This is a genomic window from Aquamicrobium sp. YD-1-mutant5 (genome assembly GCF_059509755.1).
Map to the genome: position 1 here is coordinate 1 of NZ_JCAKKP010000016.1, position 25,460 is coordinate 25,460.

At 60.1% G+C, this 25,460-nt stretch carries 31 protein-coding genes; 22 read left to right on the plus strand and 9 right to left on the minus strand.

The features are described from left to right. Window positions 1–478: thermonuclease family protein (locus tag AC5XE7_RS17275; protein WP_495917900.1), on the plus strand; the 478-nt coding region annotated here is incomplete at its 5' end. Here the strand turns inward: AC5XE7_RS17275 and AC5XE7_RS17280 are convergent. Further along, the gene (locus AC5XE7_RS17280) at window positions 479–685 is read right to left on the minus strand and encodes a hypothetical protein (protein WP_272809286.1); all 207 of its coding nucleotides are present in this window, start codon (window positions 683–685) and stop codon (window positions 479–481) included. It lies immediately after the preceding gene. 452 nt (window positions 686–1,137) lie between these two features. On the opposite strand from AC5XE7_RS17280, the gene AC5XE7_RS17285 reads away from it, so the two are divergent. After that, window positions 1,138–1,956, plus strand: a complete 819-nt coding sequence (locus AC5XE7_RS17285) for a hypothetical protein (protein ID WP_272809285.1) — start codon at window positions 1,138–1,140, stop codon at window positions 1,954–1,956. A 582-nt stretch (window positions 1,957–2,538) separates the two neighbouring features. Next, entirely contained in the window at window positions 2,539–2,937 is a 399-nt protein-coding gene (locus AC5XE7_RS17290; RefSeq protein ID WP_272809284.1) for a hypothetical protein, read from the plus strand. 86 nt (window positions 2,938–3,023) lie between these two features. Here the strand turns inward: AC5XE7_RS17290 and AC5XE7_RS17295 are convergent, their stop codons facing one another. Together AC5XE7_RS17295 and AC5XE7_RS17300 are read right to left on the minus strand one after the other, a co-directional pair. Next, window positions 3,024–3,452 (minus strand): hypothetical protein, encoded by a 429-nt coding sequence (locus tag AC5XE7_RS17295; RefSeq protein ID WP_272809283.1) that lies wholly within the window; start codon window positions 3,450–3,452, stop codon window positions 3,024–3,026. A 124-nt stretch (window positions 3,453–3,576) separates the two neighbouring features. After that, a complete protein-coding gene (locus AC5XE7_RS17300; protein ID WP_272809282.1) occupies window positions 3,577–3,843 on the minus strand; it encodes a helix-turn-helix domain-containing protein in 267 nt (88 codons plus the stop codon). Window positions 3,844–3,892: 49 nt separating this feature from the next. Between AC5XE7_RS17300 and AC5XE7_RS17305 the strand changes: the two genes are divergently transcribed. The 3 genes from AC5XE7_RS17305 to AC5XE7_RS17315 all read left to right on the plus strand — a co-directional run bounded on the left by AC5XE7_RS17305 (window position 3,893) and on the right by AC5XE7_RS17315 (window position 6,034). Continuing rightward, entirely contained in the window at window positions 3,893–4,402 is a 510-nt protein-coding gene (locus AC5XE7_RS17305) for a hypothetical protein (RefSeq protein WP_272809281.1), read from the plus strand. Window positions 4,403–4,435: 33 nt separating this feature from the next. Next, a complete protein-coding gene (locus AC5XE7_RS17310) occupies window positions 4,436–4,753 on the plus strand; it encodes a single-stranded DNA-binding protein (protein WP_272809280.1) in 318 nt (105 codons plus the stop codon). Between the two features lie 432 nt (window positions 4,754–5,185). Beyond that, on the plus strand, window positions 5,186–6,034 hold the full coding sequence (locus AC5XE7_RS17315; protein ID WP_495366999.1) for a DUF932 domain-containing protein: 849 nt from the start codon (window positions 5,186–5,188) through the stop codon (window positions 6,032–6,034). A 178-nt stretch (window positions 6,035–6,212) separates the two neighbouring features. Here AC5XE7_RS17315 and AC5XE7_RS17320 read toward each other — a convergent pair whose 3' ends face one another. Together AC5XE7_RS17320 and AC5XE7_RS17325 are read right to left on the minus strand one after the other, a co-directional pair. Continuing rightward, on the minus strand, window positions 6,213–6,524 hold the full coding sequence (locus AC5XE7_RS17320; protein WP_336314415.1) for a DUF7673 family protein: 312 nt from the start codon (window positions 6,522–6,524) through the stop codon (window positions 6,213–6,215). A gap of 61 nt (window positions 6,525–6,585) precedes the next feature. Further along, window positions 6,586–7,023, minus strand: coding sequence for a VOC family protein (locus tag AC5XE7_RS17325; RefSeq protein WP_272809278.1), 438 nt, complete (start codon window positions 7,021–7,023; stop codon window positions 6,586–6,588). A gap of 165 nt (window positions 7,024–7,188) precedes the next feature. Between AC5XE7_RS17325 and AC5XE7_RS17330 the strand changes: the two genes are divergently transcribed. Beyond that, the gene (locus AC5XE7_RS17330) at window positions 7,189–7,437 is read left to right on the plus strand and encodes a hypothetical protein (protein ID WP_272809277.1); all 249 of its coding nucleotides are present in this window, start codon (window positions 7,189–7,191) and stop codon (window positions 7,435–7,437) included. An 8-nt stretch (window positions 7,438–7,445) separates the two neighbouring features. Here the strand turns inward: AC5XE7_RS17330 and AC5XE7_RS17335 are convergent, their stop codons facing one another. Beyond that, window positions 7,446–7,757: a hypothetical protein gene (locus AC5XE7_RS17335; protein ID WP_272809276.1), complete on the minus strand. Its 312-nt coding sequence runs from the start codon at window positions 7,755–7,757 to the stop codon at window positions 7,446–7,448. Between the two features lie 504 nt (window positions 7,758–8,261). On the opposite strand from AC5XE7_RS17335, the gene AC5XE7_RS17340 reads away from it, so the two are divergent. The 11 genes from AC5XE7_RS17340 to AC5XE7_RS17390 all read left to right on the plus strand — a co-directional run bounded on the left by AC5XE7_RS17340 (window position 8,262) and on the right by AC5XE7_RS17390 (window position 17,783). Then, window positions 8,262–8,582, plus strand: a complete 321-nt coding sequence (locus tag AC5XE7_RS17340) for a DUF736 domain-containing protein (RefSeq protein WP_272809275.1) — start codon at window positions 8,262–8,264, stop codon at window positions 8,580–8,582. Window positions 8,583–8,671: 89 nt separating this feature from the next. Then, window positions 8,672–9,463 (plus strand): hypothetical protein, encoded by a 792-nt coding sequence (locus AC5XE7_RS17345; RefSeq protein ID WP_495366998.1) that lies wholly within the window; start codon window positions 8,672–8,674, stop codon window positions 9,461–9,463. A gap of 31 nt (window positions 9,464–9,494) precedes the next feature. Beyond that, window positions 9,495–9,668, plus strand: a complete 174-nt coding sequence (locus tag AC5XE7_RS17350) for a hypothetical protein (RefSeq protein WP_272809273.1) — start codon at window positions 9,495–9,497, stop codon at window positions 9,666–9,668. Window positions 9,669–9,968: 300 nt separating this feature from the next. After that, on the plus strand, window positions 9,969–10,223 hold the full coding sequence (locus tag AC5XE7_RS17355) for a type II toxin-antitoxin system Phd/YefM family antitoxin (protein ID WP_272809272.1): 255 nt from the start codon (window positions 9,969–9,971) through the stop codon (window positions 10,221–10,223). After that, the gene (locus AC5XE7_RS17360) at window positions 10,223–10,648 is read left to right on the plus strand and encodes a type II toxin-antitoxin system VapC family toxin (protein ID WP_272809271.1); all 426 of its coding nucleotides are present in this window, start codon (window positions 10,223–10,225) and stop codon (window positions 10,646–10,648) included. The genes AC5XE7_RS17355 and AC5XE7_RS17360 overlap by 1 nt, the downstream gene beginning before the upstream one ends. A gap of 377 nt (window positions 10,649–11,025) precedes the next feature. Beyond that, window positions 11,026–11,283: a type II toxin-antitoxin system Phd/YefM family antitoxin gene (locus AC5XE7_RS17365; RefSeq protein ID WP_272809270.1), complete on the plus strand. Its 258-nt coding sequence runs from the start codon at window positions 11,026–11,028 to the stop codon at window positions 11,281–11,283. Continuing rightward, a complete protein-coding gene (locus AC5XE7_RS17370; protein WP_272809269.1) occupies window positions 11,276–11,692 on the plus strand; it encodes a hypothetical protein in 417 nt (138 codons plus the stop codon). The genes AC5XE7_RS17365 and AC5XE7_RS17370 overlap by 8 nt, the downstream gene beginning before the upstream one ends. A 662-nt stretch (window positions 11,693–12,354) precedes the next feature. Beyond that, a complete protein-coding gene (locus AC5XE7_RS17375) occupies window positions 12,355–12,795 on the plus strand; it encodes a hypothetical protein (RefSeq protein ID WP_272809268.1) in 441 nt (146 codons plus the stop codon). Between the two features lie 95 nt (window positions 12,796–12,890). After that, window positions 12,891–13,463, plus strand: coding sequence for a hypothetical protein (locus tag AC5XE7_RS17380; RefSeq protein WP_272809267.1), 573 nt, complete (start codon window positions 12,891–12,893; stop codon window positions 13,461–13,463). 1,311 nt (window positions 13,464–14,774) lie between these two features. Beyond that, entirely contained in the window at window positions 14,775–16,811 is a 2,037-nt protein-coding gene (locus AC5XE7_RS17385) for a ParB/RepB/Spo0J family partition protein (protein WP_272809265.1), read from the plus strand. A gap of 168 nt (window positions 16,812–16,979) precedes the next feature. Beyond that, window positions 16,980–17,783 carry an N-6 DNA methylase gene (locus AC5XE7_RS17390; RefSeq protein WP_495366997.1) on the plus strand — a complete coding sequence of 268 codons (804 nt, stop codon included), beginning with the start codon at window positions 16,980–16,982 and terminating at the stop codon, window positions 17,781–17,783. 530 nt (window positions 17,784–18,313) lie between these two features. Here AC5XE7_RS17390 and AC5XE7_RS17395 read toward each other — a convergent pair. Further along, window positions 18,314–19,336, minus strand: coding sequence for an IS110 family RNA-guided transposase (locus AC5XE7_RS17395; RefSeq protein ID WP_050746837.1), 1,023 nt, complete (start codon window positions 19,334–19,336; stop codon window positions 18,314–18,316). A 196-nt stretch (window positions 19,337–19,532) separates the two neighbouring features. Here AC5XE7_RS17395 and AC5XE7_RS17400 point away from each other — a divergent pair, with 196 nt between their 5' ends. The 4 genes from AC5XE7_RS17400 to repC all read left to right on the plus strand — a co-directional run bounded on the left by AC5XE7_RS17400 (window position 19,533) and on the right by repC (window position 24,004). Further along, window positions 19,533–19,865 carry a hypothetical protein gene (locus AC5XE7_RS17400; RefSeq protein ID WP_272809263.1) on the plus strand — a complete coding sequence of 111 codons (333 nt, stop codon included), beginning with the start codon at window positions 19,533–19,535 and terminating at the stop codon, window positions 19,863–19,865. Between the two features lie 509 nt (window positions 19,866–20,374). Continuing rightward, window positions 20,375–21,589 (plus strand): plasmid partitioning protein RepA, encoded by a 1,215-nt coding sequence (gene repA / locus AC5XE7_RS17405; protein WP_272809262.1) that lies wholly within the window; start codon window positions 20,375–20,377, stop codon window positions 21,587–21,589. Continuing rightward, window positions 21,586–22,590 (plus strand): plasmid partitioning protein RepB, encoded by a 1,005-nt coding sequence (gene repB, locus AC5XE7_RS17410; protein ID WP_272809261.1) that lies wholly within the window; start codon window positions 21,586–21,588, stop codon window positions 22,588–22,590. The genes repA and repB overlap by 4 nt, the downstream gene beginning before the upstream one ends. A 199-nt stretch (window positions 22,591–22,789) precedes the next feature. Beyond that, window positions 22,790–24,004 (plus strand): plasmid replication protein RepC, encoded by a 1,215-nt coding sequence (gene repC, locus AC5XE7_RS17415; protein WP_272809260.1) that lies wholly within the window; start codon window positions 22,790–22,792, stop codon window positions 24,002–24,004. A 23-nt stretch (window positions 24,005–24,027) separates the two neighbouring features. On the opposite strand, the gene AC5XE7_RS17420 is transcribed toward repC, so the two are convergent. Together AC5XE7_RS17420 and AC5XE7_RS17425 are read right to left on the minus strand one after the other, a co-directional pair. Continuing rightward, complete coding sequence (locus AC5XE7_RS17420) at window positions 24,028–24,408, minus strand: hypothetical protein (protein ID WP_272809259.1); 381 nt, start codon at window positions 24,406–24,408, stop codon at window positions 24,028–24,030. Then, window positions 24,405–25,088, minus strand: a complete 684-nt coding sequence (locus AC5XE7_RS17425; protein ID WP_272809258.1) for a ParA family protein — start codon at window positions 25,086–25,088, stop codon at window positions 24,405–24,407. The genes AC5XE7_RS17420 and AC5XE7_RS17425 overlap by 4 nt, the downstream gene beginning before the upstream one ends. Window positions 25,089–25,460: the final 372 nt, after the last annotated feature.

Genomic DNA, 25,460 nt, shown 5'->3' on the forward strand with positions numbered 1-25,460 from the left:
GGATGTTTGCAAGCAGACCCGGATGTTTGCGAGCACATTGGCAAAGAGCGTGAGCACGACGCCCGCTCCATTGTCAGATAATTCGAGCAGAAAATGCCGATGTTTGCGAGCAGAGGCGCTTATGTTGGCAAGCCGCTACACCTATCGCTCACCTAAGGGAGAAGATGTCGATTGCGGGATGCGTTCGATCGCGTCCATTGCTGCACTGTTCTCGACCGGCTCCGTCGGCTGCCAGCCGCTCGGCGACGCCAAGGACGGCGCCACCTTCGTCGTCTGCGCGGCCGAGATCGATGGGACGACCGTCGATGTTGGGACCGCGCTCATTTCCTCGGGCGCTGCATTTGCCGCCGTATTCCCCTCCGGAGCGCCGGTATCGTCGGCCTATGCCGTTGCTGAATCTGCTGCGAAGGAAGACCGAAACGGCCTGTGGGCTGGAACCTTCGTTCATCCCGCTTCCGTGATGCTGAGGCAGGAATAGTCACTGCCTCCAGAGATCGACGTGAAGGGTCTCGCTGATAATCGCGATTTCCCGAAGCGTCAGCTTGTTCCACGCTCCTTTCCGGAGAAGTTCAAGGCGCTCTTCGGAGATGCCAGTCAGCTCGCCGAATTCGTCAGGCTTGGTTCCGCGGCGGTTAAATTCGTTGGCGAGGAGTTTCACCAGCTCAGCGGCATTCTCAATGGCCATTTACGGTCATCCTTTCCTGTCACCGTCCCTGCGCCGCCGGCGTCCAGGAGGATGATAGTTCGCTCTGTCCGTTGCGCACGCATGTCAGCGCAAGTGCAGTCGATGAGGTGATAGCGGGCCGGGCGAATCCTCCGCCAAGCCCAATGTCGCGCGCAACCCGTACACGAGTCAAAAGCGGTGTTTTCACGGCATGGGTAGGTTTATGTTTGTTTCGTCCGTAAAATATAATTAGCTTTGCGACTCGCTATGTCAGCGAACGAGCCAAGGAGGCCCTATGCCGTAGACAAAATAAAACCCGCCTCGGAGAGACAGGTTCAGAGACACACGATGATGTGCGGAAAGTCTTATAGCCACCGATTTTCTCGCACATTGAAGAGACCGCTGCAAGTTAATTCTTGCCACGAATACGTGCGTCTTGGACTTCTCTCCGCCGCCGATAAAAAGGAGAGATCATGCTTGCCGCATCCCCGACGGCCTATGGGCCGAACCTATTGGCGCGCCTGCTTGCAGCGCGCACCCTTCAGCAGATCGACGAGTGCGCAAAATCCGCCTGGATCTTGAATGGAGAAGGGCTATTGGGCGACAACGAGATGGAGTATCTAGCGCCGGTCATCGAGCATCAACGCAGAACGGTTCGAACGGAACCCTGGTCGGGCAGGGGGCCGGTCGGTCCCGTCGCCCTGTCGGCAATTCGACCGAATTGCCGGCGGCTAAACATTCCCGAGGGCAAACGAGCGGCTGGCCGGCTGCGCCGCCGCGCGCTCGCCAAGGATTGCATCATTCCGACATGCATCGCCAAGACGCTTACCGTCAGCAAGCTGGCGGTTCTCGCTGTTATCGCCTGCGCCGTCATCGACCATGGGTTTTCCGGCATGTCGCTTCCGGAAATAGCCGCTCGCGCAGGCGTCGGATGCACGACCGCGCGCTACGCGATCCGCGACGCGGCGCAGATGGGACTGGTCACCGTTACGGAAAACCGGATGAATCGAAGGTGGCATCGCCCGAACACGATCCGGATCGTCTGCCGTCGCTGGCTCGACTGGTTGGCCGGCCATCGAGCAATTCGCAAGCGCGGGCGCCCGGAAACGTCAGCACTTCGCCCTTGGTGGTCGACCCCCCTCAAAAACTTGAGCGCCACGATAGAGATTCACAGATTCAGCGTTCATGGAAGCGTCCCCTCCAAGGTGGCGGTGAATACGATTCCACAGTTGAGGTGCGCGTGGTTTTCAAACCGGCCGGGAATACGTGACGGAACCAGCGGTTCGACATGAAGGGAGCGGCAGAACGGAGGCCCCTTCGGTCCCGCACGGCTGGATCTACGGGTAAGTTCCATGGTAGTCCACGGGCGCGAAGACGAGGAATGTGTTGCTCGCCCAACCGAGCCCTCGATGGTGTTGATGAAGCGACAGGCTCCTGAACAATCGCCCCCGTTGGACGAGCCGAACGTCTCTCACCTGCACAGCGCATGCCTGTTGTGGGCCTATGATCTTCGTGCGGACCCGAGGCGACGAAGCAGGCGCTTCTGTATGAGCCGGCACGCCACCTTATCTGCTTCAGCCTTGCGATGACGAGGGCGAAGAGGTCTACGTGCAGGTGTGGGAGGCGATACGACGTCGAACTCGCGAGGGCCTATCAAGACGGATGTCGGTTATAACTTTCCCAAGCGACAGACGAAGGTGCGTTTGCCACCTTCAGCCTAATCACCTACTAGGTAATAGAATCAATAGCTTAGTTCCATAATGAAACTTACACGATATGATATAACGTGACAAAAGTCGGGTATGCGTTGGTTGATCGGTCTTTGAATATCCTCTAAGAGTCTGGGCGCGCCGACAACAGCGATGGATGATGGAATGTCTGAAGCGTCAAACAGTAGGCCGCGTGCGCCCCGCCTCTGGTGGGAGGCAGTCCTGTTTGTTGTGGCCGTGTTCGTACCGTCAACGATTTATCCATTCGCCTCCGCTGCCAGCTCCGCCGTAACCCCGTTCGGCACCTCATTGGCAATCTCTGGTACAGCGATCGTCCTCCTTCTGCTATCGGTTTTCAGGGATATCGGACCGACCTTCGTCGAAGAGGCTGAGGCAGCGTTTCAGAACCGTCACGCGGCGGACATCTACTCCATCCCGGTGATGTTCGACGTTAAGCTAACCCTCGTGCCCGGCTTCTCTCGTCTTAGAGCGAAGAGGGCAGACAACAGCGAGACTATCGGCGCTTGGGCGCTGAGGCTCAAACACAGTCGTCAGGTCGCATAAGGCACTGGGATGGAAATATAGCAGGGTCCAGACGCGATCATCAGCGACTTTCATCAGGCGGCACAATAACCAGAGGCGGCGGCGCACTATTTTATCGGCTTGCAGATCAGTGGTCGAAGCTCCTGAACGATCACACCTGCTTTCGGCGATAGCATAACACCGACCCAGTTGTCGGAAAATGCCCCTGCCCCATCGGCTGGTGAAAGCCAGAGCACTTCGTTCGTATCGAGCTCGATTTTTACCTCGCTCACGATCGGGCTGTCCGTGACCGTTTGAACATAGTGACGTTTGATCTGATGGGCCTGGCCCTCGCCGTCAACCAGATGGTTCTCGCGGTAGGCCAACTCTAGCCTTCCCGCCTCGCCGCTTGATGCGCAATCGACCGATCGCTCGCATCGTATGACCGAGGTGAATTTGCAGGACCACGTGAAGCTGCTGCGCCACATCGGATTGTCCCCCGCGCTTGCGGTGGTCGCGTTTAGCAGCAGCGCCGAAATCAGCGGATAGTTCAACATCCATCATCCCCTATTGGTCCGAACGCCACGTCCGGCTCATTGATACGGGGGAAAATGATAAACTATATTTCACATTTGGTGCAGCGCCTTTTTACGACGACGAAAGCGACCTGGGCCACCTGATTCAGCTATCTTTTGGTCGAACGCCCATCAACAGCTCCTCCATCGGGACCTTCAGATTTAAGCTGATCCGCGCAATGACCTGCAACGATGGGTTCGCCGTAGCGTCAAGCATGCTGAAATAATACGGCGTGGTAATCTCGCAGAGTTGCGCAAATTCCTTTTTTGTCAGGGCACGCTTCTCTCGCTCGCGCTCCATGACGATCGCCATGTTTCGCAGGATCATCGTCCCCAGGTCAGTGTCGGTCTTCTTGCGCTTGATCGTCGTCATCGTATAAACTATAATTTATTTATTGTTGTGTTTCTAGAAAGGGTGGCCGATGCCTGTCAATTCCAAACCTGTCTACGTCACCGTCGGCGTGCTTCTCGCGGTCGCCGTGTTCGCGGCCCCCGCCGCGGGCAGCGAATGGGGTTGCGAAGTCTTGCTCTGCGCTTCGTCGTCCAATCCATCTTGGAGAGGCGTGCCCGCCTGTTTCCCACCGATGAACCGCCTGATGTCTGCGATGAAGAAGCCCGGTTTCAGTTGGCCCGCCTGCCCGGAGGCAGCCAGCGGAGCGCCGGGTTTCGAGCAATATGCGGAATGCCCGGAAGGATATCAGGTGGGCAGCAGCAGAGACCGCAACGGCTTCGCCAGGGAAGGCGATCTGTGCATCAAGACAGTCAACGTTTGCCAAGGCAACACGCACAGCCTCTACAACTCTGATCGGCAGCGGAGCTGCATACAAACCGTCTCCATGTCTCGACCGCTTAGGTCAGAGCCTTATTTCTTCGACATCAAGAATGACACCTCTGGCCAAACCGAGCGGCATTGGTTCGAGTTGCACAAATAAACGGATTCTAGCGGTTAAGGAAGGTTTAAATCCATGCGGACTGTCAACCGTCACACCCTGCTCGGCCACGTCGGAAACATCCTGAAACTAAAAAATGTGCTGAAGGTGAACATCGCCACCAATCGCGAATGGCAGGCCGACGGCGAGCGGAAAACCGCCACCGACTGGACACAGGTAACGATCCTCGACAAGAAGCAGGCCGCGTGGATCGAAGAAAATGTCGGGCAGGGCGATCTCGTCTATGTCGAGTCCCGGATCTCGAATTTCAGCTACGAACGCGACGGGGAACAGGTTTACACCACCGATGTCATCGCGCAGCTCTTCAATCTCCTCGCGAAGAAGCCATCCTGACTGCAGGCCATGGGCCACCGCCCGTTCCGGTCGGCCGCGCTCTGTGCGAAGCACGAAGCCAGCCTGCGGCCGTCTTCGCCGATCTCGGTAACGATCGCTTGTCCGGTCGGTGGCTACGCTCCCGGCACTGAGGCCCGTCGCCGGGCCGCACCTTTGTTTCCGCCCCATGACAGCGCCGGTCGTTCGGATCAAGGGGCAGGCGCGGCACAGCCGCTTGTCGCGCCGGCGAAAAAACGGCTTTCCGCCTGCGGCCGAACCTTCCGTTTTTTCCCCGCCACGACCCCTTGACCTGTCCGACCGTCGCCGCAGGGCGAGCTGTCGCCCTCCCCGCTCCGTCCGGGGGAATGTCAGAGGCCATTCCCCCGGAAAGACCGGGGAGGCTTCGCCCGAAAGGGGCTTCCCTTCGGGAAACGGGAAAACAGGAGACAGACAATGAGCATCTACACCGAGACCGCCCGTTTCGACACCGGCCGCGCCCTGACCGAAACCGAAATGCGCCGCATCGCGCCGTCGATCTTTGCCGTGACCGCCCATGAGAGCCGGTCCGAGCGTTTCAAACCAATCCCGACCATCGAGGTGCTGCGCGGCCTCATGAACGAAGGTTTCATGCCGGTCGGCGCGAAGCAGTCCCGCAGCCGTATCGAGGGCAAGGCCGATTTCACCAAGCATCTTATCCGTATGCGCCGCATCGGCGACGGCAAGGTCTATAATGTCGGGGACACCGTTTGCGAAATCCTCCTCAAAAACGCCAATGACGGAACCAGCGCCTACGAATTGATGGCTGGACTTTTCCGCGTCCGTTGCCTGAATTCCTTGGTGACGCAGACCGGCACCATCGACGCCATCAAGGTCCGCCATTCCGGCGACGTGCAGCACAAGGTTATCGAGGGCACCTATCGTGTCCTCGGCGAAGCCGAACGCACCCTTGCCGCCCCGCAGGATTGGTCGACCATGCGCATGAACTCCGAGGAGGCAAGAATTCTGGCGGATGCCGCCCATGTTCTTCGCTTCGGAGACAATGAAGGTGAGACCACCACGCCGATCAAGCCGGAACAGTTGCTTGTTCCCCGCCGCCACGACGACCGCGCCAACGACCTCTGGACGACGTGGAACGTGGTTCAGGAAAACGCCATCAAAGGAGGCTTGCGTGGCGTCGGCCGCGACGACCTCGGCAGGCCGCGCCGCGTGAAATCCCGCGCCGTCAACGGGATTGATCAGGATATCAAGCTCAACAAGGCCCTGTGGTTGCTGGGCGAAAGGATGGCCGCGCTAAAGGCGTGAGCAGACCTATTATTCATACAGGGACGCCCGGCCGAAAGGTCGGACGTCTTTTTGCGTTTGTGGAACCGCGACTTGGTCAGCGCCGGTTGCCGTATGCCTGCCCCTCACCGCGTCGAGCGGCGCGGGGCAGGACGAGGGGTGCCCCAAAGCCCCATCCCTCGAACTCCCTTCCCGCCCGTCAGGCCGGTGAGTTTTGGCTTGCGGCCCAGATCTCAGGCCGCCACGCCTCGATAAGTGCCTTGATCTCCGTTTGATAGTCTTCCGGATAGAACGCTTCGGATTGGCGACCGAGGCAGATGAAGACCGTTCCCATGTCGGCGGCAATCGCCTGATCGACGCCGAAGAGGTCCGCCAGATCGAAACCGCCGAGGCTGCCGGCGTTCCACCATGCCAGGATAAACGCCGCCACGCGCCGCGACTGCCCGGTGTCGCTTCTCGCGATTTTCAGTAGCCGTTCGAAGGCAGCGCGTTCATGGCCGGACATAGCCATGTTATTCTCCCTATTATCGGTCGGCGCCTACGCCTGATGGCGGCGGAAACTGGTATTGCGCTTAGCTGAGTTCTTGGGCGAGCCCGATCAGCAGCCCCTCAGGCCCTCGGATGTAGCAGAGCCGATAAACGTCCTTGTAGTCGACGACTTCGCCGACGAGCTGCGCGCCGTGCGTGTGCAACCGTTCGAGGGTCTCGCCGATATCGTCGACGGTAAACATGACGCGGAGGTAACCCAGAGCGTTGACCGGGGCAGTTCGATGATCTGCGATAACGGTTGGTCTGAGGAAGCGGGAGAGTTCGAGCCGGCTGTGGCCGTCGGGCGTCCGCATCATGGCGATCTCGACATGCTGGTCGCCGAGACCAGTGACGCGCCCGGCCCACTCGCCCTCGATCATCGCCCGTCCTTCCAGTTCAAGGCCGAGTTCGAGAAAGAAATCGATCATGGCATCGAGGTCTTCGACCACGATCCCGACATTGTCCATTCGCTTCAGCGCCATGGTTCCGATCTCCCAGGTGTCGTTGCAATCTATATGCGGTCACTTGTCCGAGCAACGTCGCCCGTGGAACCTTCCAGCCATCCAGGCGAAGGGATGACAGGTGGCTACTTTGACGATGTCGGGGAGCGGGTGTAGTCTGGCTGTACATCGGTAGGAGCCTCAGCCATGCGTCTTGGAGTGCTCGTAGCCGGCCTGATCATGGCCCTGATCCATACCGGGGCAGATGCCCACAACTGCAAATGCCGAAATCGCGGCGTCATGTTCAAGCTCGGCGAAACATCCTGCCTTCGTGTCGACGGCGGTTCCTATCTTGCCCGCTGCGAGATGAAGCTTAACGTCTCTTCCTGGACCAAGCTTCAGGAAGGTTGCCCCGTGAGCGAACGGGTGCTGCCGCGACCGACGCTCGTCAACTGATCGCTTCATCAGGCGGCGTCGGGTGCCGGGCCTATCGTTTCGATGACCGCGTAATTGATGATGGCAGCAAAACCGTCATTCAGCAAAGCCATGATAGCGGCGGCCGTCATCGGAACGGTTTCGATCTTTTCCAGGCAGAGCGGACTATCGTCGGGATCGAGACCAGCCAGCAGATCAGCACGCAAGTCCAGCAACGCCTGTCTCGCCGTGTCCCTGTCCTGGAAGAAATAGGCCGGCACGGAAGGGTCGTCCCAGCGGTGTTCGCCAAGGTGCGACTTGCCGGTCACGGTATAGAGGATGGGGGTTGGCGCCGTCTCCATTGCTTTTCTCCTTCAGCGAGTCATCCCTGTCGGATCGGAGCGTCGCTGCAGGATTGGCATCGGCAACTCGCAGAAATGCCAGTTGGGCCACCGCCCGTCCCGGTCGGACGCGCTCTATGCGAAGCACGGAGCCAGCCTGCGGCCGTCTCCGCCGATGCCGGTAACGATCGCTTGTCCAGTCGGTGGCTACACCCCCGGCACTGAGGCCCGACGCCGGGCCGCACCTCTGTTTCCGCCCCATGACAGCGCCGGTCGTTCGGATCAAGGGGCAGGCGCGGCACAGCCGCTTGTCGCGCCGGCAAATAAACGGCTTTCCGCCTGCGGCCGAACCTTCCGTTTTTTCCCCGTCACGACCCCTTGACCCGTCCGACCGTCGCCGCAGGGCGGGCTGTCGCCCTCCCCGCTCCGTCCGGGGGAATGTCAGAGGCCATTCCCCCGGAAAGACCGGAGAGGCTTCGCCCAAGGGGGCTTCCCTTCGGGAAACGCAAACTCAGGAGACAGACCATGACCGAACTTTCCAACTTCATCCGCGTCAACGAAGACAACACGATCAGCGGGAACATTGCCTCGATCTCTTACGACCTCGATATCAGCGGCGAACCCTTCACCAGCACCAATGCGAAAGCGCCGCTCTATCGCCTCTTTGCCAAGTCCCCGCGTGGGCGGCGCATCGAAGTCGGCGGCATCTGGAAGAAGAAGAACCAGAAAGGCGGCGGCTATCTCAGCCTCTCCGTGAACACCGGCCATGGCCGGCTCAATGCCAATCTCGGCCGCTTTCCCGGTCAGGACGACGAAGACCTGATGGCCGTTATTCCCTGGGAGTGATGGCGCTACTGAAACACCGGCCGGCCGAGGGGGATTGTTCCCCTTCGGCGCACGCGGAAATCTTCGACGACGATTTCAAGGATATGATCATGGATGCCCCGAACATCGACACGCTGGGCGTTGCGCTTGTGGTGAAGGGCTTTGCGCCCAACCTTGCTATTCTCGATATCAACAACTCCCTGTCGGTCCCGCACAATTTCGATCTGCCTGCGCCGTGGAACCTGCCGTCGCGCATGTTCCGCTTTCCCATCGAGGTTTGCCGCCCCGATGACAATCAGCCGCGTACCCTCGGCCTTCGCCATCCTCTCTTGGCCGACCATCCCTATGTGCGCCACGTCGAGGCCATGCTGGGTTTGGAAATCGCCCGCAACGGCGCGCCGAACCGTCACGACTATTCCACCGCGCCGACCGCCTGCTGGTGGCACGCCGTCGATCTGATCATGGCGGGGAATTGGCGAGAATTGCTGGAAACGCGGGAATTCACCGAGCCGCACTGCATCATGCGGGCTGTGGCCTTCGGATGCCGCTATTCCCATCACGAGGACAAAAAGGCGTCCGGCTACATCTCGATTGCCGACACCCGAAAGGTCATGGACGCGGCCGGCGCGCAAGAACCCGGCGAGCGCAGCACCACCATCCGCGCCTTTTCGGCCCCGAGCCTTTGCCGTCAGGAAAAGGGCGCGGAGCATTGGCCGATTAATAGCGGCCGCTTGTCCGCCGAGATCGTGGCGTGGGGGATGATCTTCGGCATCGAGGACGGCTGGTTTCGCCATGATCGGGCCGGTTTCCTCCAATGGTCCGAGCTTGGGCGCGAGCGTTACGCAGCCGGCGATAGCGCCTCCTATGTGCAGGCAAGCGGTCAAGCCGCGTTCGCCTTTTAGTCGTTGGCACGAGCGGGAAAGGAAAACGCCAGTGAGCAAGCAGACGCTTACCATCATCCAAACATTCCGCGCCGAATGCAGGATCACCGTGGAGATCGATGCGGCCGGTCACGAGAGCGCCATCGAGGGGTTTCAAAGTGGCGACGTCGAGATTCCGGACTTTGACGATCCATGGTGGAAGATGGGAGTGAAATTTGCAAAGTGAGGACCACGAACGAGCCGCTACACGATCACCCTTCTGAAAGGCGAGAGGAGAGACGACGAGGCCGTCATCGGGTTCGACCCTGTCACTCGTCCCGTCGTGGAGGGGCAGCAGCGCCAGTGACCGCTTTGCGCCCGCATCGAGCGGGCGCAAAGCGGTGCGAGAGGAGCCCCAAAGGCCCTCCCCTGCTCGCCCGAGGCGAAGCGCGACGCTCCATTCGTTCGCTCAGCGCAGTGGCATCTTGCAACTCCGGCTCAAACGGACTAAATGTGGTTACGTAACCACGACTCTCGGAGGCTTGATATGGCCATCACCACACTTTCAGGCCGTGAACTCAATCAAGATCTTGGCCGCGCAAAGCGGGCCGCCAACGGGGGGCCTGTCATCATCACCGATAGGGGGCGGCCAGCGCATGTGCTTTTGTCGTTTGACGAGTACAAGCGGCTCACCGGCAAGATGCGGACGCTCGGTGACATGCTGGCCGCGCCAGGGGCGGAAGACGTCGACTTGCCGCTCCCGCAGCGCACCGAGCATGCCCGGCCGGTCGATCTGTCCTAATGCTGTTGCTCGATACCAATGTCGTGTCCGAACTGCGCAAGGTTGCGAGCGGCAGGGCGCATCCCAACGTCGTGGTCTGGAACGAAACCGTCGATCCGGCCGAGACCTTCATTTCGTCTGTTGTGCTGCACGAGCTGGAAATTGGTGTGCGGCTGGTGGAGCACAATGATCCCGCCGCCGGAAAAGTATTGCGCAACTGGCTCGAAAATACCGTCCTCACGACGTTTTCGGGTCGTATCCTGCCCCTGGACGAGGCGGCGGCCGTTCAGGCGGCCCGATGGCATGTGCCTGATCCCAAGCCGATCAACGACGCCTATATCGCGGCGACGGCCTTCACCCGTCGCATGACCCTGGTGACACGCAACATCCGGGATTTCGACGGCATGGGTGTCCCACTCGTCAATCCGTGGGACCTCTCAGAATAGCATTCCGACGATTCGATCCCGCCGTTATGTCCAACGGCGGATGGAGACGATGAAATCGATTCACGCTTTCGCTTCCAGCCAACACTCTCTTTGTGGCCGACTGTATTATGGTGATACAGACCGTTTTCCAGCCGCAGCGCCGTGAAGACGGCGCGGCCGCGGCCGCAGCGAGCCCCAGGCGAGCAGGTGGAGGAAACCCGCTCTTCCGCAATAGCGTCGAAGGGCTTTTCGGAGCCTCGTGGGAAACGGGTGGTTTTCGGTGGTGGTGGTCTTCTGCAGTGTTCCGCCGCGCCCGCTGCTATTCCCAGGCGACGGTTTTCGGCTTGTGAAATAGTCGATTTATTCGTATAATTCGACTTAGTTGAAGGAGGCCGCCCATGCAGAAATTCACCACCGTCGATCTGCTGCGCGACATCAAGACCGTCACCATGGCGGCGGACCGCCAGCCGGTCGCCATCACGCAGCACCGCAAGCCGCGCTACGTCCTCATGACCTACGATGAGTTCGAGGCGATGAAAAGCCGGGGAGATCCCCGGCGCGTTTATGCTGCGGGCGAAGCGCCGAAGGAATTGGTCGATCTTATCATGCCCGAACTGGACCGCCTGATCGCGGAAGGGCCGGACGCCGATGGCTGAGATTCCGGCCAACGGCTCCATCTTTCGCTATCCGTATCTCTGGGCGTGGCAGCGCGACAAGGGCGAAACGGAAGGGCGTAAGTCACGCCCCGTCTGCATGGTGCTGGCCATCCCCAAGGGTACGCAGACCCATCTCGTGATTCTAGCCATCTCCGGCACGCCGCCACGTCCCGATCAAGCCGCGCTCGAAATCCCGCAGCTCGAATGCCGGCGCGCTGGCATCCGTGACTGGAAGGACGCCTGGATCACCGTTTCGGAGTTCAACCACGATATCGCGGAAATGTCCTTCTATTACGATCCCAACGCCGAGATGCTGGGCAGCTTCAGCAAGGGTTTTCTCGCCAAGGTCGCCGCGGCCTTTAAGCCGTTCCTTGCCGAGCCGGCTGCGCGGGTGAGCAGGACGGAATAGACCGAGCCTCAATCTGTTGGCTCTTCTCTTCTTCGTGCTGATTTTTCCCGGTGATGCAGACCGTTTTCCAGCCGCAGCGCCGTGAGGACGGCGCGGCCGCGGCCGGAGCGAGCCGGCTTGTCGGTGAGCGGAGCAGGCGGAGGAAACCCGCGCTCCCCAATAGCGCCGAAGGGTTTTCCGGAGCCTCGTGGGAAACGGGCGTTTTTTCATGAATGTGATGTTCCTCGGTATGCTGTCAGGCCATCGCCCGTTCCGGTCGGCCGCGCTCTATGCCAATGGCACGGAGCCTGCCTGCGGCCGTCTCCGCCGATCCCGGTAACGATCGCTTGTCCGGTCGGTGGCTTGCGCCCCCGGCACTGAGGCCCGACGCCGGGCCGCATCTCTGTTTCCGCCCCATGACAGCGCCGGCCTTTCGGATCAAGGGGCAGGCGCGGCACAGCCGCTTGTCGCGCCGGCAAAAAAATGGCTTTCCGCCTGCGGCTGAACCTTCCGTTTTTTCCCCGTCACGACCCCTTGATCCGCCCGACCGGAGCCGCAGGGCGGGCTGTCGCCCTCCCCGCTCCGTCCGGGGGAATGTCAGAGGCCATTCCCCCGGAAAGACCGGGGAGGCTTCGCCCGAAAGGGGCTCCCCCTTCGGGAAACGGGAAAACAGGAGACAGACAATGAGCGCAGTCAAAGCCTTCCTGATCGAGCCGATGGCAGGCACCATTCGTCCGGTGACGATCAACCTTGAAGGCAGCTATGCCGAGATCAAGGATTTCGTGAAATGCGACATGATCGATATCGTGCGGGTGAACGGCTTCGACATCATCGTCGATGACAACGGGCTGGGCGACACCGTGCCGTGCCTGACGGAAGTCGCAGGCGCGCCGACGCCGCTGGCCGGAAATCTTCTGGTCACGAAATCCGACAGGCTGGGCGAGCTGGTGGACGTGACCGAGGCCATCGAGGGGGTTGCGACGCTTTTCGCCATTGTCCGTCCGGTCCTTCGCCCTGTCATCGTGGTGTCCGAGCGACCCGGCGTGATCGCAGCCGAGATCGCCCGCATCGAAATCATCCTCAACCGCAGCGCGCCGAGAGCCGTGGAAGCCGTCGAGGCGTAAGCGACAAGCCTCATTATAGAGCGGGGCGGCGATGTCGTCCCGTTTCGCACCCTCCCCTCCCCGCCAGCCGAAGTGATGCCATCGGAGGAACGGACATGGACGACCGGGAAGAACTGGACCGCCTGGTAGGCGAACGCGAGCTCCCTACCCTGACCCCCGATGGTCAACGGCGTGCCGACTATCGCAAGGCGCAGCGCCAGCGCCGGATTCCCAGCGTCCAGCCGGATATGTTCGGTGCGCCTGCGACCGAGCATTTCCATCGGAATCCGAAGCCGCCAAAGGCGGAGGACTGGCCGCTCGACTATAAAATCACGCGGTTCCACGATCTTTCGCCGGAGGAGCAGGCACAGCAGCTCGCCGCCGATCCTCACACGCCTTGGGCGCGCACGACCCGCAAGGCGCTGACACCGGAAGAAAAGGCCGCGATGATCGCCAGCGCGGCGAACTGGCTCCGCCTCGGCCAACGGGTGCGCATTACCGGCACGTCGCCGTCCATCGATGGCACCAACGAGCGGCGTGTCGGCCGCGTCGGCATCGTCTGGCGCTTGTGCGGCGAGCCATTTGCCGATTACGTCCATATCAATCTCGACCTGATCGGGGAGGAGCGCAGCGAGAAAGTCGTCCTTATCGAATTGCGCGACGTGGAGCCCACAGAGGGCGAGGACTAAGGAGGGGCTTGCTGGTGTTCCTCTCCCTCGGGGCCGCAGCGCGAGTGCCTGGTCCTCACCGCGTCGAGCGGGTCGGACCAGGACGAGGAGCGCCCCGAAGCCCCGCCCCTCCCCCTGCCCGCCCGACAAAGCGGCGCGCCGCGAGCGGGCGCAGTCGGTTCCGCCTCCCCTCCGGGACGTTATGCTGATGCTCCCGCGGCTGCGCTCATTCCGCCCGCGTCGCATCGAGAATTCCCGAAATCCCGACCGACGGCCGGCGCTATACTGATTTCTCCGATGCTCTCCTTCTCCCAGGATAGTGCAGTGCTCGCTCTGCTCCGCAATGGCCCGATCAGCAGCTATTGTCCGCGATCGCCGCCGTGGGGCGGGCGGCAAAAAGCTTGGGATCGCGCCGGCCGCTGTCATCGAGCCCGCGGTCAACGCGTCGATGCTCTTGACCGTGTCGATGACGGTCCCGTTCTCGGGCAGCAGGGCATTGAGCGGTCGCCGGTAGATGTCCGGGTTTTGCGGCACGAGGATCAGGCCCGAACCGACGCGCCGCGCTTCGCCGATCGTCATCAGCTTCTTGACGCTTGCACCTTCGCCGACGTCGAGCAGGCGATCACGGCGGTTCGGTCGATCCAGCTGAACGGGACGCCGCCGCCCGGCCTGCCGCGTAGGCGCGGATCGCCCTGTTGTAGGGCAGAGGCGAAAAATCTATCAAAATCAATGTGTAACCGTTCGATTTTGTCTGGGTTTCCTATCGGCGGGCTCTACGAAAATGCGGGCGAGCGAGATCAGCCCGTGCGTGATGGCACATAGGGGAAAATTGCTTCTGATAGGATTGTGTTCCTAGTTTGTTCCGCTTCGGATCTGTAGTCAGTCTGCTTGGGGTCCGTCGCCCTTAAGAAAGCTGGGACACCGCCTTTTCAGGGCGGCCGCGCTCTATGCGCGCACGGAGCCAGCCTGCGGCCGTCTCCGCCGATCCCGGTGACGATCGCTTGTCCATCGGGCGCTGCGCACCCGAAGGAGAGGCCCGTTCCGGGCCGCGTCTTCGTTTCCGCCCCATGACATCGTCGGCCGCTCGGATCAAGGGGCAGGCGCGGCAAGCCGCTTGTCGCGCCGGAAAAAAAGCGGCTTTCAGCCTGCGGCCGAACCTTCCGCTTTTTCCCGTCACGACCCCTTGACCCGAACGACCGCCGCCGTGGGGCGGGCTTTCGCCCTCCCCCCTCTGTCGGGGGGAATGTCAGAGGCCATTCCCCCGGACAGACCGGGGAGGCTTCGCCCAAAGGGGGCTTCCCTTCGGGAAACGGGAAACCAAGGAGACCGACAATGACCGACACCAATACAGGAACCGAAACCATCACCGTGGCCCTGAACAAGCTGGACCGCGATCCTCTGAACGTGCGCAAGACCTACACCAGGGAGGGCATCCAAGAGATGGCGGCGACCATCCGTGCCGATGGCTACCGCATTCTGCAGAACCTGATCGTTCGCAAAGGCGACAAGCGCGGCCGCTTCTATGTCATCGCTGGCGGTAGACGCCTCGCCGCCCTCGACCTTCTGGCCGACCTGGGCGAAATCGCCAAGGATTTTGCCGTCGAATGCAAGGTGCGCAGCGTCGAGGACGCCACCGAAATCAGCCTGATCGAGAACACGCAGCGCGAAGCCATGCACCCGGTCGATGAATACGAGGCCTATCGCGTCTTGGCCGAGGCCGGAAAATCCGTCGAAGACATCGCGGCCCGCTTCGGAACCACCGAAACCATGGTCCGCAAGCGTATGGCGCTCGGGCGGGTTTCGCCCATCTTGCTCGACCTCCATCGGCAGGAGGAAATCAGCTTCCAGCAGCTTTCGGCCTTTACCGTGGCCGACGATCACGAAAGGCAGGTGGAGGTCTGGAATAGCCTGCCATCGTGGAATTGCGATCACCGCGCCATTCGTGCGACCCTGCAAGGCGAGGCCGTAAAGGCCACGGACAAGCGCATGAAATTCATCGGCGGGCTCGACGCCTATGAAGCCGCTGGTGGAGCCGTCAAGCGCGATCTCTTCGATGAGCAGAACGGCGGCTATGCGCTCGACGTCGCTCTTGTCGAAAAGCTGGTCGGCGACCGGCTTGAAGCCGAGGCTGAAACGGTTCGCGAGGAAGGCTGGAAATGGGTGGAGGTCGTGCCGGTCATCCCGGACGAAGCCCATCGCATGCACCGGGTCTATCCCACTGACGTTCCGTTGACGGACGAGGAACAGGCCGAGGAGGAACGGCTGGAACACGAACATGACACGCTGGCGGAGCAGATCGAGGCAGGGGTGGCCGACGGCGAGGCCGAGCCGCGCATCGAAGCCATTCGGGCGAGGCTGACGGTTTTATCGATGGCGCAGGAAGCCTACGCCCCGCAGGACATCGCCAAGGCCGGTTGCTATGTCACGATGGACTATTACGGCAATGTCGAAATCGAGCGCGGTCTTGTCCGGCCCGATGATGAAGGCGTGGACGGAGACGAGGGGGAAGACGGCGACGAAAGCGCCGAAGGCGATAACGAGGAGACGGAAGCAGGTGAGATGACGGTTGCGCAGCAGCCCGAACAGCGCGCCGAACCGACGTTCAAAATTCCCGCCCTGCTTGTGCAGGACCTTACGGCGCAGAAGACCGCCGCCATTCGGGCCGAGCTTGCGCATAATCCGGACGTCGCCCTCGCCGCCGTGGTGCATGCCATGCTGGTGAACCTCTTCGGCAACTACGGCGGCAATGAATATACGTCCCTGGAGGTGACGGTGAAAAGCGAAAGGCTGGAAAACTGCATTGCCAATCCAGCGGAGTGCAAGGGCATCGTAGCGCTGGACGAACTCAAGGAAAACTACGGGCATATCATTCCGGGCAAGCCGAGCGATCTTCTCGAATGGTGCCTTGAGCAGCCGACGTCAACGCTCCTCGACCTCTTGGCCTATGCGGCGGCAAAGTCCGTCAATGCCGTGCAACACCCGCACTATGACCGGAAGTCGCAGCGCGCCCATGCTGAACGGCTGGCACAGGCCCTCAAGATCGACATGACGCAGTGGTACGCCGCGACCGGCGAAAACTACTTCGGCCGGATCAGCAAGGCGGGGATCAAGCAGGCGGTCACCGAAGCCGCTGGCGAGGATTTCGCGCTCGGCGTTCCCGGTATGGAGAAGGCGAAAGCCGTGGAATATGCCGAACGGAAGATCACCGGAACCGGATGGCTTCCCGCGCCGGTGCGGATTGCTCTCACCGCCGAGCAGGAGCGCGAGCGGATGGCGGAGGCCGATGGCGAAGATGACGGCGTTTGCCCGTTCGACATCGATGACAAGCCGAACGCCGACCACCAGCAGTTCCCCGAAGCAGCCGAGTAATCGGTTGCGACAGGTCGCGCCAGTCTCCGGCGCGGCCTGTTCCACTCGCTGAATTTCCCAAAACCAGCCGCAACGAAACGCCGGCATTGCTCCGGCGATTGGCGAAGTGAGCCCTGCGGCCCGGCCCGGACAGGTGATCCTATGACCTCCCCCCGTCTCAATTCCATCGTGAAGCTGTTTGAAACCTGCCGCTACAAGCATGATCTCTACACCGTCTTTGGAGACTGGTGCGAATGCTCCGCCATATCCATGAGCAATGCCGTCGATCTGGTGAACTTCGAGAAGCGCGAGGCTCGATATGTCGAAATCGCTCGAAAATACGGGAGCGAAACCATGGCGACATTCTCGAAAATATTCGGTGAGGTGGTCATGGCGCTGGAGGAAAAGCCGCAAGATATTTTGGGCATGACATTTCACGCGCTCGAATTGCACAACAAGGCGAGGGGACAATTCTTCACGCCGCACCCCATCTGCCAATTGATGGCCCGCATCATCGCCGGGGGCGCCGAGGACATGCAGAAGGCGATCGCGGAGCGTGGCTTCATGCTTGCGCAGGAACCCGCCGTAGGGAGCGGCGCAATGATCGTCGCGCTTGCCGAGGCCATCCTTGAAGCGGGCTTCAACTACCAGCAGCTTCTCCATGTGACCGCCGTGGACATCGACCCGCGCGCCGTCCACATGGCCTATATCCAGTTTTCGCTCCTTCATATTCCGGCGACCGTCATCGTAGGCGACAGCCTGGCGATGCGGTTCCGGGAGGAATCGCACACGATGGCCCATGCCATGGGCGGTTGGTCGACCAAGTTGCGGCGCGCAAGGGAAAACGCCGGGGCAGGGGTAGGGGAAGAGGAAAGGGCTCTTCCTGTTGCCGTACCGCGACGGGCTGCGGTGGTTGCCGCTGGCACTGCCGCACCGAAGCAAGGAGCCTCCGCCCCGGCCGTTGAGGGGAATGGGCAATTGCGCTTGTTTTAGACCGCAGCGCATAGGCTAGAAGCTCCGACCGGATTGACCGGCCGGAGCTTCTTTGAGAGGGGGGGCTAGCCGGCCCCTCTCAATCTCTCCCCCATGAAAGGGGCAGGGCAGAGCCCCGCCCCTTCAAGCCCCACCCATGAAGGGGGTGGTCCACCCCCTCCAAACCTCCCCGGCCCAAGCGGTCGCGGCCCCTTGCCGGGGCCGCGGGCTCATCTCTCTCTCTGAATTCCTAGAGTCGCATTCGCCCCTGCGCCGTAAAGGACGAGCGGTCCCCCCATGTGTGGACGGCCCGTGGAATGCAAGACTTTTGCTTGTAAGCGACCAATTAGGTTCAGTCATGTGTCCGGCCTATAATCGTGGCATCAACGCCACTGGCCCTGATGAGATCCGCAGACGGAGAGCCAATCAAATTGTCGCGCTCGAGGCGCTGGGGGAACCCCGGCTTTCCTCCGTCCCCGGTCTAACCGGTTCGCCATCAAACTAAGTCCTTCACTCCTCCATCCGGCCACACTTGGGCCGAATGGATCTTTTCAGGCGGTGGCAAAACGATAGTTTTCCCTCCGCCTGAGTATTGCCCACGCGATGCGTGCGGTTTTGTTTGCGATCGCTACCGAAACCAGCTTGGCGGGCTTGCGATCTAACAAGCGAGCGATCCAGGGAAATGACGCAGCGTCAAGACGGGCTCTGCGCACGACGGCGGTGGCGCCGACTACCAGCAACCGTCGGATCGTGCGATCGCCTTGTTTGCTTATCCGGCCAAGCCTCTCCTTCCCACCGCTACTGTTTTGTCGTGGGGTCAATCCAAGCCAGGCTGCGAACTGACGGCCAGATTTGAACTCGGTGGCGTCACCGACCGAAGCTGCGATCGCCGCTGCCGTTAGGAAACCGACGCCGGGAATGGTCATCAAACGCCGGGCAGCCGCTTCGTTGCGGCACCACCGCAATATAATCCTATCGAGTTCAGCGATCTTGTGGGTCAGCTCCTCCAATTGCTTCCTTATGTGTTCGAACGGTTGCCAGGAGGGCTCTGGAAGGAATTCCTGGGCAGCGCTCAGCGCTTCAATTGCCGCTCTCAAGCCTAATCTTCCTTGCGACGTGACAATCCCGAATTCCGCGAGATGCCCACGCAAGGCGTTGATAAGAGCGGTCCGCTGCCGCACCAGCAGATCCCGCGTCTTATGCTGCATCAGGAGTGCCTGACGCTCACAGCTCTTCACGGGAACGAAACGCATCGTGGGACGAGTCACGGCTTCGCAAATGGCCTCGGCATCCGCCGCATCATTCTTGCCGCGCTTGACGTAGGGCTTCACATAAGCTGGCGGCATTAGCTTGACCTCGAAGCCCAGGCGGACGAGCTCACGTGCCCAATAGTGTGACGTCGAACATGCTTCCATGCCGACAAGGCAGCGGGGCAGGTGCTCGAAGAATTGTAGAAGCTGATTCCGGCGGAGCTGGCGACGGATGATGACATCGCCGGCTTCATCGACAGCATGTAGCTGGAAAACATTCTTGGCCAGATCGAGGCCGATAACACTTATCTTCTCAAAAGCCATGACGTGGTTCCTTGTCCGAATTGTGCCGACTGAGAATAGCACCTTTGCGCTGAGGTCTCGGAGGGCCGTCCACATCATCAAAATGCTGACGCATTTCGGTTCCCCCACCCGCCGCCTCCGGCGGTCGCTTCGCGATCCTTGACTGCTTGGGGCGCCAATGCGGGCTCCTTTTCGTCAGAGCGAAAAGGAGGCTTCTATGACGGAACGAAAAATCACCATTATCGACGGTGGCAGCGCAGAATACTGGAGGCAACGGACAGAAGGCTTCCGGTTGATCCACGAAGCGGAGCATGCTGCGCGGCGACTAGCGGATGCGCCGATGTATCTTCACGGCGGCTGCGACGAGGACGGCGACGTGATCGCCATCGAAAACCTCAGCCCCCATGACGGCATGGAAGATGCGATCCGGGCGATCGAGGCAAACGAGACTGCCGTGAGCATCCTGGTGGCGCAAGGTCGCACCAAGATAGGCAACTGCGAGATCAGGGCGGTGCTCATTGCGATGGCGCCCGATTACGATGGCATCTAGGATCCGGAACGCAATCCGCTCTGGGGACCGGACACCGACTGAGATGCAGGCGAAAGGCGGCTACGGCCGCCTTTTGCCTTTACCTCGACAAGTGAGCCTGATCAGCCGGTTCGACCGGCCGCCCAGGCTGATGAAAGAGGGCAAGCCCCCTCTCAACGCTCTCCCGATGGAGGAAGGGGCAAGCCCCCGCTCGCGTATGTGATATCGTTTGAGGCGGGGCGAGATGCGGTCGTCAGTCACGATTTCTGCAGCTTAACAGCTGTTAAGTTGCGTCTGGATTTGGCCAACTTGTCAGCTGGAGGAATCCGGCGTCACGTCAGCGCGAACTTAACAGCTGTTAAGCCGCTCAGGTCTGGTCACTGGAATACCATTTTACAGAACCGAGCGCCTCCGCAGGATCCGCCATGTTAATCTTTCGTTAACAAAAAACACCTTGAAGAATCGGAGTCTGTCTGGCATCCATGACGGAAATGATCGCGTATCGCGTCCAAAACCGTCAAGAGGAATAAATGCTTCAACCGGCTTCTCGAAGCGTCACCGATACCGCATCGAAGATCGGCAATTACACGTCGAAGCTGTCGGCGGAACTGCATGAGATGCGCGAAGGCTTCTATCCGCCGACCGCGAAGAAGACGTTTGCGCGCACCTTCTCGACAACAGACCTCGTTCGACTGCTGAAAGTTCCTGAAAGCACGTTGCGGCAGCTCACCATCGAGGGGAAGGGGCCAGTACCCGAGCGGGCGGACAACAATCGACGCACCTATACCGTTGATCAGGTGAGAGAGCTGCGCGCATTTCTCGCGGAACTTCGTCCAGACGATGCTCAAACTCTGCTGCCCCATCGGCGTGCGGGGGAGAAACTGCAAATAATCGCGACAGCGAATTTTAAGGGCGGCAGTTCCAAAACGACGACCTCCATCCACCTTGCCCATTTTCTCGGCCTTCAAGGCTACCGTGTTCTTTGCATTGACCTGGACCCCCAAGCGTCAATGACGGCATTGTTCGGTCTCCAGCCGGAATTCGATCTTGGCGAGAATGAAACGGCCTATGCTGCGATCCGGTACGACAACGACCGGCGGCCTCTGGCAGACGTTATCCGGACCACGTATTTTCCGGGGGTCGATCTCGTGCCTGGAAATCTGGAACTCATGGACTTTGAGTTCGACACCCCTTCCTACCTCTCGCAGAAAAATCGTGATGATCTCGGACTGTTCTTTGAGCGGCTCAACAACGCGATCGCTGGCGTAGAGGATCGATACGACATCGTAATTCTCGATACGCCGCCGTCGCTCGGCTACTCCACGCTTGCAGCACTTTATGCGGCTACGTCCCTGATCATCACGGTCCATCCCGCCATGTTGGATGTTGCGTCGTGCAATCAGTTTCTCATCATGATTTCCGATCTCAGTGAAACATTGGCGGAGTTCGGTGCCCGGTTCGAGCACGACTTCTTCCGTTTCCTATTGACCCGCGTAAACCCGAACGATGGGCCGCAGAAATATATGTCGGGTGTCATGCGCCGTCTCTTTGGAGGCGACGTTCTGGTTGCCGATGCATTGGAATCGACTGCCATCGCCGGTGCTGCAGTCGCCAAGAAGACCCTCTACGAGCTTGAAGCAGGCGAGGTCGGCCGAGAAGCGCTCAAGCGGGCTATCGAGAGCGCCGACCGCGTTAATTTCGAAATTCTTGAACTCGTTCACAAGGTTTGGGGGCGTAGCGCATGAAGAAGAGCATACTCCAACGGATGGCGGCGGATGCCGAAAATCGCGGTGATGCAGCTCCTGCAAGCGATGGGACGGACAGGATTGGCCTTACTCGTCGCCACTCATCTCCAGTCGTCTCCAACGTAGGAAGGGCGCTTTCCCACCTCAGCGAAGACGTTATTGTTTCTCTCGATCCCTCGAAAGTAGAGGCTTCGCCCTTCAAGGACAGGTTTGAGTACGATGCAGAAGCCGATGAAAAATTCGGTGCCTTGAAGTTCTCAATAGCCACGGAAGGCCAAAGAATCCCAGTCCTTGTCCGGCCTCATCCGACCAAGAGGGATCACTATCAGCTTGCTTATGGGCGCCGTAGGCGCGACGCCGTCTTGGCAATCATGGCGGAGGCTGATCGTCCCGAAACCATCAAGATCAGGGCCTATGTGCGTGACCTGACCGATCGCCAGTTGATCGAGGAGCAAACGCTTGAGAATGGTCCGCGAGAGGATCTCAGTTGGATCGAGAAAGCTATGTGGGCCGTGCAGCTGAAAGCCAGCGGCATTTCTCAGCGTGAAATCGCTTCGATCATGGGGCTATCCGAAGTCGCGGTCTCACAAATGTTCCGCGTAACGTCCGCCATTCCGGAAGACATCATCTTTGCAATAGGTCGTGCTCAGTCAGCGGGCCGCCCGAAATGGACCGCGTTTGCAGAACTGCTGAAGGACGCGAGCAAGGTTGACGCCGTCCGAAAAATTGTCCCCACGGCCGAGTTTCAGCAGGCAGACGGTGCTGGGCGTATTTCCCTGGCAATGCGGGCGACCACCTCGCCGGTGTCTCAGGCGGAAGAACACCTACAGGAAGAAATTCTTGACTTCGTCATTGGCGGCCGCGTTTTCGGCCGCATGAAATCTACCTTTTCGGGAACGATCGTGACGATCCCGAAAAAGGAGCAGGTCTTTGCGCGGTGGCTGGCAGAACGAATGCCGGAGCTGATGCGTGAGTTCAACGCGGCCGATCCCTCGCAGTAAGCGGGATTTCGGCTGAGAGGTTCAATTGGTCGGAAGGAGAGACCGCCGCAAAAGAAAAAGACCCCCAAAGCGTTACCGCCGTGGAAGTCTTCCTCTGATCTAAGCACCCAGAGAATCGCATTTCCACGAATCACAGTCAAGAGCCTTTGGCGCCGTTTTGGTGAGTGGATTTCTTTTGCCTTTTGAGAGGTGAAGGAAAATGCAGACAGGACGTGTAACGACGCCTCATGGGCGTCCGATGACGCTTGCCTTAGTGAAAGGACAGCTCGCGACGGCCGATCGCAGCCCGAGTAAGGCGGTCAACAAATGGAAAGTCTTCAACGACGTCGGCGAGGCGAAGGAAGTCTTCGGCCTGCAAGACCGTTCGATTACGGTGCTGCAGGCGCTGCTGAGCTTCTATCCGAGCGACGAGCTTTCCGACGAAAGCGGTGGTCTGGTCGTGTTCCCGTCGAATAACCAGTTGTCCCTGCGCGCGCATGGCATCGCCGGGACGACCTTGCGCCGGCATCTTGCCGCGCTGGTAGACGCAGGATTGATCGAGCGTCGCGACAGCCCGAATGGCAAGCGCTATGCGCATCGGGGTCGGGGAGGGGAGATCGAGGCGGCCTTCGGCTTCAGCCTCGCACCCTTGCTTGCCCGCGCCGCCGAGCTGGCGAGCCTCGCGCAGCAGGTTGCTGCCGAGCGTCTTCGGTTCAAGCGCGCCAAGGAGGCGTTGTCGCTTTGCCGGCGTGACGTCCGCAAACTGATCTCGGCCGCCATGGAAGAGGGTGCGGACGGCGACTGGGCCTCCATAGAGGCAATGTATATCGACCTCGTCGCGCGCCTTCCGCGCTCTCCTCGGCGTGAAGATGTCGCTGCGGCGCTCGATGAGATGGAGCTTCTTCGCGAGGAAATCATCAACCGATTGGAAATTCAGTTAAAAGCAGAAAAAACGGACGCCAATGATGACCATAACGGACGTCACATACAGAATTCAAAACCCGAATCCTTCCATGAACTTGAACCTCGCTCTGAAAAAGAGAAGGGCGAGATGCCGAGCCGGAAACCGAAACGGATCACCGAGCCGCTGAAGGCTTTCCCCTTGGGTGTTGTGCTGAAGGCATGCCCCCAGATGGCGGATTACGCTCCGAGTGGCCAAATTGAGGGCTGGCGTGACCTGATGACGGCCGCAGTGGTGGTGCGGTCGATGCTGGGCGTCAGCCCGTCGGCCTATCAGGAGGCGTGTGAAGCAATGGGGCCTGAAAACGCGGCCATTGCCATTGCCTGCATCCTCGAACGGGCAGAGCACATCAATTCGGCCGGCGGTTATCTGCGCGATCTCACACGGAAGGCGGCGCGCGGCGAATTCGGTCTCGGGCCAATGTTGATGGCTGCGCTGAGAGCGAATGGAGGACCCGAGAAGCGGAGCGCGTGACGGATCCGCTTCTCGGCCCCGTGTCAGGAGATGTCGGGAATCCGGTCCGCGATCTTCAGGAGATAGTCGTCGATCGCCTCCTCGACGTAGCTGTTGAACTTGCGCCGCTCGATGGCAGCAAGGATCTTCAGCTTCTTGTGGACCTCGGCGCGGATATGGATGCCGGTCGTGACTTTTTCGGTATCGCGGAAGCGCTTGCCGGCGATGGGATCGCGACTTTCGCCCTTGACGACCAGGTCGCGGAACTGGGTTCGGCCGACTGTCGGTTTTGACGAGGCGGCGCTTTCATCGTCGGTGTTCGCCGGGGGAGGGGAGGAGGCTGGTTTTCCGCGCACCGATGGCCGGTCGCGGCCCGTTGAAATCAGCCCGAGGACGAGGTTCTTGTTATCCGATCCTTCGCTCATAGCAGAGCCTCTTTCGCTGTCGACCTGTAGAGGGTGAGGAGCTCGCCGAGTAGGGTTTCCATCTCGGCAATTGCCTTCTGGTCGGATTTCGCGACGGTCTGGAGCGTGCCGGCGGCGCCGATCGACTGGTAGGATGCCCGCCGGGCGATCGGCCGGGATGCAAGAGCGACACCGCTCTCCCGGAGGATTTCGCGCAGCGGCTCGTGGGCCTTCGCCCGGCCGGTGACAAGATCGTGCTGGTTGATGACGATCATCGTCGGCAGCTTGCGTTTCTGGTCTTCCTCGACCACCGGAATATGGTTCAGCGCGAGCTGCATTCCGGCGACCACATCGTCCTGGGTGGTTTGCAGCGGGATCAGAACGATGTCGGCGCAATAGAGACCGGCGAACAGGTTTTCGTTCGTGGTTCCCTCGATATCGATGAAGACGATCTTTCCTTCGAATTGGTGCTCCAGCGCCATCTTGTAGATCCGGTTCGGGTCGAGGCAGCTTTCCGCCTCCAGCCGGTCCGGCCAGACGTTCATCTGTTTCGACATCGTGACCCAGCGCATGGTGTTGGCCCGGCTGTCGGCGTCGATGAGAAACACGTTGTTGCCTGCATGGGCGGCCGTGCCTGACAGCGCCCTGACGAGCGTTGTTTTGCCGGTCCCGCCCTTTGGGTTGGCGATGGTGACGATCATGTCGGCTCCTTCAAATAAATAAACTATAATTACTCTCTTATCTTTTTTCCGCAACTAAATCATTGCCCATTGTTCGTTCACCATTGATGATTGACGATTGATGCTTGCCCAATGACAACGGGCAATGGTGAATGAGCAATCATCAATTGCCCGTTGTTAACGGGCAAACGGAGCGTGGTTAAGTGTCAATAATTAATGAGTAATTGGCAATTGCTCGCGATATCGCTGGCAACGATCGCATTAATAACGGGCAATTGTTCGGGGGACAATTGCGCGCCGCTATCGACGTGACATGATGGCGAGACTGAGAATGCATGGTCGAGCGAAGCAGGTCATTGAAGAAAATATAGTTGTCATTCATTATGGCAGGAT

Bases quoted from the DNA above. Each gene is read 5' to 3' on its own strand.
- AC5XE7_RS17280 (WP_272809286.1), bottom strand. From the start codon at position 685: ATGGCCATTGAGAATGCCGCTGAGCTGGTGAAACTCCTCGCCAACGAA.
- AC5XE7_RS17285 (WP_272809285.1), top strand. From the start codon at position 1,138: ATGCTTGCCGCATCCCCGACGGCCTATGGGCCGAACCTATTGGCGCGC.
- AC5XE7_RS17290 (WP_272809284.1), top strand. From the start codon at position 2,539: ATGTCTGAAGCGTCAAACAGTAGGCCGCGTGCGCCCCGCCTCTGGTGG.
- AC5XE7_RS17295 (WP_272809283.1), bottom strand. From the start codon at position 3,452: ATGTTGAACTATCCGCTGATTTCGGCGCTGCTGCTAAACGCGACCACC.
- AC5XE7_RS17300 (WP_272809282.1), bottom strand. From the start codon at position 3,843: ATGACGACGATCAAGCGCAAGAAGACCGACACTGACCTGGGGACGATG.
- AC5XE7_RS17305 (WP_272809281.1), top strand. From the start codon at position 3,893: ATGCCTGTCAATTCCAAACCTGTCTACGTCACCGTCGGCGTGCTTCTC.
- AC5XE7_RS17310 (WP_272809280.1), top strand. From the start codon at position 4,436: ATGCGGACTGTCAACCGTCACACCCTGCTCGGCCACGTCGGAAACATC.
- AC5XE7_RS17315 (WP_495366999.1), top strand. From the start codon at position 5,186: ATGAGCATCTACACCGAGACCGCCCGTTTCGACACCGGCCGCGCCCTG.
- AC5XE7_RS17320 (WP_336314415.1), bottom strand. From the start codon at position 6,524: ATGGCTATGTCCGGCCATGAACGCGCTGCCTTCGAACGGCTACTGAAA.
- AC5XE7_RS17325 (WP_272809278.1), bottom strand. From the start codon at position 7,023: ATGGCGCTGAAGCGAATGGACAATGTCGGGATCGTGGTCGAAGACCTC.
- AC5XE7_RS17330 (WP_272809277.1), top strand. From the start codon at position 7,189: ATGCGTCTTGGAGTGCTCGTAGCCGGCCTGATCATGGCCCTGATCCAT.
- AC5XE7_RS17335 (WP_272809276.1), bottom strand. From the start codon at position 7,757: ATGGAGACGGCGCCAACCCCCATCCTCTATACCGTGACCGGCAAGTCG.
- AC5XE7_RS17340 (WP_272809275.1), top strand. From the start codon at position 8,262: ATGACCGAACTTTCCAACTTCATCCGCGTCAACGAAGACAACACGATC.
- AC5XE7_RS17345 (WP_495366998.1), top strand. From the start codon at position 8,672: ATGGATGCCCCGAACATCGACACGCTGGGCGTTGCGCTTGTGGTGAAG.
- AC5XE7_RS17355 (WP_272809272.1), top strand. From the start codon at position 9,969: ATGGCCATCACCACACTTTCAGGCCGTGAACTCAATCAAGATCTTGGC.
- AC5XE7_RS17360 (WP_272809271.1), top strand. From the start codon at position 10,223: ATGCTGTTGCTCGATACCAATGTCGTGTCCGAACTGCGCAAGGTTGCG.
- AC5XE7_RS17365 (WP_272809270.1), top strand. From the start codon at position 11,026: ATGCAGAAATTCACCACCGTCGATCTGCTGCGCGACATCAAGACCGTC.
- AC5XE7_RS17370 (WP_272809269.1), top strand. From the start codon at position 11,276: ATGGCTGAGATTCCGGCCAACGGCTCCATCTTTCGCTATCCGTATCTC.
- AC5XE7_RS17375 (WP_272809268.1), top strand. From the start codon at position 12,355: ATGAGCGCAGTCAAAGCCTTCCTGATCGAGCCGATGGCAGGCACCATT.
- AC5XE7_RS17380 (WP_272809267.1), top strand. From the start codon at position 12,891: ATGGACGACCGGGAAGAACTGGACCGCCTGGTAGGCGAACGCGAGCTC.
- AC5XE7_RS17385 (WP_272809265.1), top strand. From the start codon at position 14,775: ATGACCGACACCAATACAGGAACCGAAACCATCACCGTGGCCCTGAAC.
- AC5XE7_RS17395 (WP_050746837.1), bottom strand. From the start codon at position 19,336: ATGGCTTTTGAGAAGATAAGTGTTATCGGCCTCGATCTGGCCAAGAAT.
- AC5XE7_RS17400 (WP_272809263.1), top strand. From the start codon at position 19,533: ATGACGGAACGAAAAATCACCATTATCGACGGTGGCAGCGCAGAATAC.
- repA (WP_272809262.1), top strand. From the start codon at position 20,375: ATGCTTCAACCGGCTTCTCGAAGCGTCACCGATACCGCATCGAAGATC.
- repB (WP_272809261.1), top strand. From the start codon at position 21,586: ATGAAGAAGAGCATACTCCAACGGATGGCGGCGGATGCCGAAAATCGC.
- repC (WP_272809260.1), top strand. From the start codon at position 22,790: ATGCAGACAGGACGTGTAACGACGCCTCATGGGCGTCCGATGACGCTT.
- AC5XE7_RS17420 (WP_272809259.1), bottom strand. From the start codon at position 24,408: ATGAGCGAAGGATCGGATAACAAGAACCTCGTCCTCGGGCTGATTTCA.
- AC5XE7_RS17425 (WP_272809258.1), bottom strand. From the start codon at position 25,088: ATGATCGTCACCATCGCCAACCCAAAGGGCGGGACCGGCAAAACAACG.